Annotated in this window: 4 protein-coding genes and 1 tRNA gene; 1 reads left to right on the top strand and 4 read right to left on the bottom strand. The window is 60.2% G+C overall.

Translation table 11 applies throughout. The annotated features are described in order from the left end of the window. Positions 1–245: 245 nt before the first annotated feature. Both K1X71_18125 and K1X71_18120 read right to left on the bottom strand, forming a co-directional pair. A tRNA-Arg gene (locus K1X71_18125) sits at positions 246–319 on the bottom strand. A 37-nt stretch (positions 320–356) separates the two neighbouring features. Continuing rightward, positions 357–2426, bottom strand: a complete 2070-nt coding sequence (locus K1X71_18120) for a tetratricopeptide repeat protein (GenBank protein ID MBX7075063.1) — start codon at positions 2424–2426, stop codon at positions 357–359. Positions 2427–2815: 389 nt separating this feature from the next. Here K1X71_18120 and K1X71_18115 point away from each other — a divergent pair, with 389 nt between their 5' ends. Beyond that, entirely contained in the window at positions 2816–3469 is a 654-nt protein-coding gene (locus tag K1X71_18115; protein ID MBX7075062.1) for a CPBP family intramembrane metalloprotease, read from the top strand. A 49-nt stretch (positions 3470–3518) separates the two neighbouring features. Here the strand turns inward: K1X71_18115 and K1X71_18110 are convergent, their stop codons facing one another. Together K1X71_18110 and K1X71_18105 are read right to left on the bottom strand one after the other, a co-directional pair. Then, the gene (locus K1X71_18110) at positions 3519–5951 is read right to left on the bottom strand and encodes a hypothetical protein (GenBank protein ID MBX7075061.1); all 2433 of its coding nucleotides are present in this window, start codon (positions 5949–5951) and stop codon (positions 3519–3521) included. A 561-nt stretch (positions 5952–6512) separates the two neighbouring features. Next, a complete protein-coding gene (locus tag K1X71_18105) occupies positions 6513–8153 on the bottom strand; it encodes a tetratricopeptide repeat protein (GenBank protein MBX7075060.1) in 1641 nt (546 codons plus the stop codon). Positions 8154–8679 lie beyond the last annotated feature (526 nt).

The raw sequence follows: 8679 nt of genomic DNA, 5'->3' as shown, positions 1-8679 counted from the left end.
ACATGCCGCGTGCCGTCGATCGTGACGAACCAACTGCGGCGGGCCTTCCAAAACCAAGGACGTGGCGTACGCGCCATGGCAAAACCTCCAAGCTTGAGACGGTAGGGAACCATCCCGCGCAAGCCTGAAGGTTTGCGTCGCGTCACCGAGTGGCGGACACCACTCGGTGACGTTTCTTTTCCACCTTGCCCAGATTCTGTATCAGAATTCTGTATCTGGACCAGGTCACGTTGTCGTAAGTCTAGTATCCCCGACTGGATTCGAACCAGTAACCTTCGGCTTCGGAGGCCGACACTCTATCCAATTGAGCTACGGGGACTTACGGTAACTCACTGTACCGGCGTAGTGCGGCGGATTCAAGGACGAGCGCCGGCCCCAATCGCACGCTGGATATTTGATAATTGCTCGGCGGCGCCGGGCAAGTTGGGATTGATCCGCAACGCGTCGCGTAGGTGGGTCACCGCTTCCTGACGGCGGCCGACCATCGCCAGCGCCAGCCCAAGCGCCTGGCGCAGCCGGGCCGAGTTGGGATGCAACTGCGACGCGCTGGTGAGCGATACGATGGCCGCGTTGATTTTGCCTTGTCGAATCAAGGCCTCGCTTAGCAGCAGGCGGCCCTCGATCATCATGGGAAACAGTTCGATCGACTTGCGCAGTTCGTGCTCGGCCTCCGCGAAGCGCTCTTGTTTGAGCAGCGAAAGACCAAGATTCACGCGGGCCGAGGCATTTCTGGGATCGCTGGCCGCCGCGCGACGAAACCACTCTTCGGCCGCGGCGAACTCGTTGCGCTTGCCATAGATCACGCCGATTCCGGTCATCGCGTCGGCACTATGGGGATCGATGGCCAGCGCATCCTGGTGGTACTTGGCCGCGGCGGCATCTTCCCCGAGATCGGCGGCGATCTGGCCCAAACCGGTAAGCGCGGCGGTCGATTGGCGATTGAGCAGCAGCGCGGCGGCGAATTGATCGCGGGCCGCCTGGCGCTCGCCGAGCGTATAGTAGGCGCGCGCCAGATTGACGCGACTCTCGACATCGTTGGGCAACAGCCGGACCGAAGTTTCCAGCAGTTGCTTGGCTTCGGTCCAACGCGACTGGGCGATGCGCAGCGCGCCCAAGTTGTTGTTGGCCATCGACGAGGTGGGATTCTTGGCGAGGGTGTCGAGCCAAAGGGTTTCGTTCGACGGGGCGCCAAAAATCTCGGCTCGAGCGCGTGACTGTAGGACCAGCGCCGCGCAAACCGCCGCGGCTGCCAGCGGGAGTGCCAAGCGCGCCCAGCGAACCCGAGCCGCCCAATGACCGCCAAGCCCAACCAGCAGCGCGATCACCGCGGGCAGAGCTGGATATTGCCAGTGGTCGGCCACCAGGGAATAGCGCATGAAGAAGATGTTGACGACGCCCAATACGGGGAGCAGCGCGGCGAGATAGACGCCGAGCGCCACTAAGGGCGCCAAGCCGATCCGTTTGCGAAGCATCCATAAGGCGACCAGGATCGCGACGAGGGCCACGAGCGGCAGCCAGGTGAGGGGATTGGCGATCGCTGGCTTCCACAAGGGATAGACGAACGACAGGTTGATGGGTAGCAGCGCCTTGCCGAGATAGAACCAGACCGCCCAGGCTGAGAGCGCCAGACGGGACAGGGCGCCATCTTGGCGAATGATGTTTTCGCCAATGGCCTGTGACTGCTGAAACCAGAGACCAACAGCGCCGAGAACCAAGGAAACCAGGAAAAAGGGAGCGACAAAGCCGAGATCAAACCGGGTGAGTCGCCGCTGACGCCAAGCGATGAGGATGACAAGGACGATGGGAATGGTCACAGCGCTGGTCTTACTGAGCATCGCCAGGATGAATAGCGCCAATGCGGCAATATACGGGCGGGCACGACGCGAGTCGTAAGCCGCCAGAGCGACGATCATGGACGCCAGCGAAAAACCGGTGGCGAGCAGGGTCTTGCACTGAATGATCCAATTCACCGCTTCCACGGTCAGCGGGTGGACCGCAAAGAAGAGGCCGCACAGCCAAGCGGCAGGCACGCGCAAGCGCTGGCATAGCTGCCAAACCAAAACGGCGTTGATGCCGTGCAACAGAAAATTCACCAGTCGATAGCCGATTGGGTCGTCGCCCCAGATTCGCCACTCTAGCCAGAGGAGCGAATAGCTCACCGGCCAATAGTCTGGTTGCTGAATGGAGAACCAGACATGCGCGAGGCCAGAGCTTTCGGTAATGAAGCGGTTGCCGCGAATCGCGGTGGCGTCGTCCCAAACCCAGTCGCCGCCGACGGCGGGCCAGTTGGCCAGAACGACCGCTGCGAACAGCAAGAACGAAAGAAAAGCGACCTGCGCTCGCGAACCAGAAAACTCCAGCCAGCGAAGCGAAGCCCGCGCGCCAACAACGGGAGCGGTTGAAACAACGGCGGCACGAGCAGGCATGACGCTATTTTACCCCGGGGACACGGCGGGCCGAAGACACGGTTTTGCACATTCTGAAGGTCAGTGGTCTGGGGCGCGCCGCGTGGGGAAACTCAATTGCACGATTTGATGCGAAATCGGGGGGTTAGACTCCGACAACTCTGAATTGCCATTGCTCGGATCCGGCCCGCAATACCAGCGCAAGTCATTGTGCGCAAACAGCGTTTGCGCGTGCAACGACCACTGTCATAGAGAAATGGATTTCGGAGTTATCGGATTCGCCTAAGCGAATATAAATCTGACGCCGGCTAGCAAGGCAGGGCGAAATCGGAGCGAATTTGCCGGCCGGCGACGGAGCGATTGGGAACCGCACCAGCCACGATTCTGGCGCAACTCGCTAGACTTTGGCGATGCCAGCCGCGCGACGAAGCCGCTATGTGTTCATTGCCCTGGAGGCCGGTTGCGCGCTATTGGCCGTTGGCCTCGGCTGGCTGTTGGGAGTTGATCTCTGGAAGCGGGTGGATTGGTCGCCCAAGGTTCTGGCATTGGGCACTTTTGGCGCCGTGCCGATCCTGCTCGTCGCCGCTGGCGTGGCGCGATCGAATTGGACGCCGATTCGGCGCCTGATGCGTCTGGTGGACGAACTGATCGTGCCGTTCTTTGGCGGCTGGTCGGTCTGGGAGATGGCGCTCGTCTCGGCCGCGGCGGGCGTTGGCGAAGAACTGCTGTTTCGCGGCGTGCTGCAATCGTTCGTGGAAGAACGTTTGGGAGTTGTGGCGGCGATCACAATCGCGAGCGTGGTCTTTGGACTGGCGCATTACCTGACCACGGCCTACGCGGCGCTGGCGCTAATGATTGGCGTCTATCTGGGATGGCTGTATCTCGTGACGGGCAACCTGGCTGTGCCGATGGTCGCTCATGGGGTCTACGACTTCTTGGCGCTGGTCTGGCTGACGCGGTTCGGCAAGGCGCCGCGAGTTGTGTCTGACTTGCGCGGCGAAATGGAGCCAGCGAACGAAAAAGGCGTCCCGACTCCTTTTGGGGAATCGGGACGCCACTCGTAGCGAGACCAGGCCCTCTGAACCTCAGAGGTTTGTCAAGCGTTTGCCGCGGTTAGCCGCCGCAGCAATTCGACTCGCAGCAGACCGGGACCGGGCAGCAGACCGTCACCGGCACCTGCTTGCAGATCACCCGCGGCACGCATCGCGTGTAGGTGCAGGCAACTTGCTTGGGCACACACCGGACGCAGTTGATCGTCTTGGTGTAGTGCACCGGCTTGCAGATGCAATACGGAACCTGCTTGACGCGCTTCTCGGCAACCATGTGGCAGACCTTGTAGGTGCAGGTCTTCACACGCTGCTCGGGCACCATCTTGCAGACCGTGTAGGTGCAATGCTTCACGCGCTGTTCCGGAACCATCCGGCAGACCGTGTAGCTGCATTCCTTCACGCGTTGCTCGGGCACCATCTTGCACACCTTGTAGGTGCAGGTCTTGACGCGTTGCTCGGGCACCATCTTGCAAACGGTGTAGCTGCATTCCTTCACGCGCTGCTCACGTTCGATGTGGCAGACCTTGTAGGTGCAGGTCTTGACGCGTTGCTCGGGCACCATGTGGCAGACCTTGTAGGTGCAGGTCTTCACGCGCTGCTCGGGCACCATCTTGCACACCGTGTAGGTGCAGGTCTTGACGCGTTGCTCGGGCACCATGTGGCAGACCTTGTAGGTGCAGGTCTTCACACGCTGTTCCGGCACCATCTTGCAGACGGTGTACGGAATGCGCTTCTCATGCTGCTCTTTGACCATGTGGCAGACCTGATAGGTGCAGGTCTTGACACGTTGCTCCGGCACCATCTTGCAGACGGTGTAGTTGCAGGTCTTGACGCGTTGCTCGGGCACCATGTGGCAGACCTTGTAGGTGCAGGTCTTCACGCGTTGCTCGGGGACCATCTTGCACACCGTGTAGGTGCAGGTCTTGACGCGCTGTTCCGGCACCATCTTGCAGACGGTGTACGGAATGCGCTTCTCATGCTGCTCTTTGACCATGTGGCAGACCTGGTAGGTGCAGGTCTTCACACGTTGCTCAGGCACCATCTTGCAGACGGTATAGGTGCAGTGCTTCACGCGCTGCTCGGGAACCATCCGGCAGACAGTGTAGGTGCAGGTCTTGACGCGTTGCTCGGGCACCATCTTGCACACCGTGTACGGAATCTTCTTCACGCACACTTCGCGCTCGTAACGGCAGCACTTCACTTCGCGGGTCTCGGTGCGGGGCACCCAAACCTTCTTGCACACCTTGACGGGCGGGCATTGGATCTGGCACTTCTTGACCGGACCGGGGCAATACACGCAACGGCAGCAGCAAGGATCCCACTTCCAGCAGCCAGGCTCCTGGACGCACTTGGTGATCACCGGGCCGGGGCACTCGGTGACCTGGGTTTGCCACTCGCCGCAGCAGACCTGGATCGTCTTGGTAAAGTGAACCGGCTTGCAGACCGTATAGCAGCACTCGCGTTCGCGAGTCTCGTAGACGGGCTTGCAGACCGTATAGCAAATGTCCTTGGACTTGGTCTCGTAGACCGGCTTGCAGACCGTGTAGCAGATCTCACGGGTCTTGGTCTCGTAGACCGGCTTGCAGACCGTGTAGCAAATGTCCTTGGTCTTGGTCTCGTACACCGGCTTGCAAGTGGTGTAATGGCAGACGCGCTCGCGGGTCTCGTAGACCGGCTTGCAGACCGTGTAGCAGATCTCACGAGACTTGGTCTCGTAGACCGGCTTGCACACGGTGTAGCAAATGTTCTTGGTCTTGGTTTCCCAGACCGGCTTGCAGACCGTGTAGCAGATGTTCTTGGTGCGGGTCTCGTAGACCGGCTTGCAGACCGTGTAGCAAATCTCACGAGTTTTGGTCTCGTAGACCGGCTTGCAAGTGGTGTAACGGCAGACGCGCTCGCGAGTCTCGTAGACCGGCTTGCAGACCGTGTAGCAGATCTCACGAGTCTTGGTCTCGTAGACCGGCTTGCACACGGTGTAGCAGATGTTCTTGGTGCGGGTCTCGTAGACTGGCTTGCAGACCGTGTAGCAGATGTTCTTGGTCTTGGTTTCCCAGACCGGCTTGCAGACCGTGTAGCAGATGTTCTTGGTCTTGGTTTCCCAGACCGGCTTGCACACGGTGTAGCAAATCTGCTTGGTACGAGTCTCGTGGACCGGTTTGCACACGGTGTAGCAAATGTCCTTGGTACGAGTTTCCCAGACTGGCTTGCAGACCGTGTAGCAGATCTGCTTGGTCTTGGTCTCGTACACCGGTTTGCACACGGTGTAGCAGATGTCCTTGGTGCGAGTCTCGTAGACCGGCTTGCAGACCGTGTAGCAAATGTCCTTGGTCTTGGTTTCCCAGACCGGCTTGCACACGGTGTATTCGCATTCGCGATAGGCCGTCTCGTGCTCGTACCGGACGCAGTTGATCGTCTTGGGCTCGCAGATCTTCTCGTACACCGTCTTGTAGCAGGTGTAGTTCTGCTTTTCCCAGACGACCTCTTTACAGGTCTTCATGACCGTATGACATTGCTGCTTACAACATGCGTAGCTTGCCACGGCTACGCTTCCGGCACAGCTTTTGTACCGGAGTGCGCCGAGATATCCGGCGCTCGCCGTGTTGGCCGACATCGCGACAAGCAGCAGCGCGATGATCGGCACTCCCAACAGTTTTCTCATTGTTCTCGCCTCCTCCAAGGACAGCACCACTCTCGAAAGGCCTGGTTCGTTTGGGCGATACCTCGCCCTTGGTTTTGTCGGCACGCCTAACTTTCCCCGTTTAGCTGCTCATCCCAAATCACAAGGATTTTGTGGGCTGCGCGGGGACCCTAGGCGGCACAAACCACCTCACCGGATGGCCGACTGGAGTGGGTTATCGTCAACTTGGGAAACTTGCTTGACTTGGATAAGCGTCATTAACTCATTGCAGCGGGAGTGTTATGCCATTGGTATGGTTCCTACTCTCTACTCGACCGCCGCGCGTGCGCGTGTGTTGCCAATTTTGCGGGTCGGACGCTTGGCGCGGGTTAAACCGCGCAAAGGGCGCCAGTCGGGCGAGCGGGGCGAGAGGCCCGCGGTTTAGCCGCCGATCTGCGGAAGCAGCGGCATTCTTGGCGAGCGATAAGGAAGCCGCTGCTCGTAGAGCCGCAGCCGCTGGCGGATGAATTCCGACTCTTGACCTTGCTGCTGGGCGAGTCGCAGCGCTTGGCGGGCGGTGTTTGCCGCCTGTTCAAATTCGCCGGTTGCCGCCAACGCGGCCGCCAGGGTATCGAGATAAGAGGGTATGCTGCCTTGCGTTTGGCGGCATGCGGACTGGGCGAGCGCCACCGCCTCCTGCGGCCGGCGGATTTGCTCGTCGCTGCAAGTCGCCCATAACCAAGCCAGCTCGTTTTCGGCGTGCGGCATTCTAGGGCGGAGCACGAGTGCCGCATGGAGTAGTTCGACCGCTTCGTGTTGCTTTCCTTGCCGACTCAAGAGTTGGCCCAAGGACGCATGCGATTCCGCGGATTCTGGCGCCAAGCCGATTGAGGCTCGCAACTCGCGTTCGGCCAACTCGAATTGAACCGGCTCCTCGTTAGCGAACGACATGCCCAACCAATAGCGCGAACGATAATCTGTCGGCAACGAGTCGGCCGCCCGCCGCAGGCAGTCGCGGGCATCGCCAGCTCCTGCCGAGAGGCGATGCACGCCACAATAGAGGTTCGTTAGCGGATCGGTGGGATCGACGGCCAGGCGTTGTTGTTGATCGTCGAACAGGATTTGCGATGCCAACCCTAGTTCAAGGCGTTCCGCCATCTCTTCGTTGGCTCGCAGACTGGGATGCCAGCGATCGGCGGGATTCCAGTTGTCGTCGCGCTCGTAATTAAAGGAGATATCGAGCGTGGCGACGCCCGCCTGGCGACAGGCTTCGAGCATCACTTGCGTTTTGGTGCTGGGCTGGATGCCCGCGACGCAGGATGCGACCTGGCGCTGTTTTGCTACTTGCGCGAACTCGAGCAATAGGCGACGCGAGATTTCGCGGACCGGCGTGCGATTTGCTTCGCCGCGATTCCACCATTCGTCCAAGGCGTTTACGAGCGCCGAATGACGCAAGAGAGGGGGTTCGCGATATACCGAATCGGCCATGCCGACGCGCAATGTGCCGTCGGCGCCTAGCTGCGCGTATGGCTGCGTCAAAGGGCCAAGACGGTTGAAGGGGGCAACCATCTTGCGGCGCTGCCGCAGGAACGGATTGCGCTCGTCGTGGAATTGGGCATAAAGCAAAACTGCGGCGCGCGGCGCCGGGCCCGTGGCCAACGCCTCGCGCAATTGAATCACCGAATGGAGGGTGCTGTACCCGGGGGCGGCGAAGTTGACGATTTCGTATTGCGGCAAGCGCTCTTGCAATCGCCAGGCCAGCGAGTCCTCGTCATTGAGGGAATATCCATGCGTGTACGAACAGCCGAAGAGCCAGATTTGGGGGCGCGGCGGCGAATGGATTTCTGCAATTGGATGCGTAATACGATGCCCCAAAGCGTCGTGAGTGGCATACCAGCGGTACTTGCCGTCGTAGCAGATTTGCTGGCGGCCAGGGATTGGCGCATAGCCGAGCGTGGGATGCTTGCGATAGAGCCGTCCGGCTGGCTCGACCCGGATGTTGGCATTCTTAGCGAGAAACGGAGTATACCCTAAGAGACGGGCCGCGACCTCGGCGGCCGCGGATGTCACCACAAGCATCATGACCGCGAGGATCGCGGCAAAAGCGAGGCGCTTGGCGCGAGGCCTGGATGGTAAGGTCGCCGGACCCAATGGGGCGGCGCTGGGAGAGGAGCAGGTCTCGGAGATCAAGCGAGCACCAGGAAAGGAGTAACGCCCTGTGGCGCGAGCGTTTCCCCCAAAGTCCTGACGCGCCGAGTTCCGTAGCCTCTAAGCATAGCGGACCCGCGGCAGGTGTCGAGGGGGGGCCGATGTTCCTAACTCCTTTCACTGCTTGGGAAACCGTATTGTCGCCACACTCTTCCTTCGCGCCGCGTGCGTAAGCACGGATGGCAAAATCACGATGGATTTGGCGCCGCCAGAGAATTACATCCTGCAATTCGCTGCCAACGAAGACATTTCCCGGCTGTAAGGGATAAGCCGGCTGCACCACGCACCCGCTCGCCCTTGTGACCCGGCGGCCTGTGTCTTAGAGTTGGATTGACTCTTAGGGCAATCCTGCGCGAGTTTTCCGTTCGGTCGGCATTACGGAATCGAAAGGGAATCCCCG

The sequence above is a fragment of the Pirellulales bacterium genome (genome assembly GCA_019694455.1).
Lineage (GTDB): Bacteria > Planctomycetota > Planctomycetia > Pirellulales > JAEUIK01 > JAIBBY01.
This window is presented reverse-complemented; position numbering and strand designations above follow the sequence as displayed.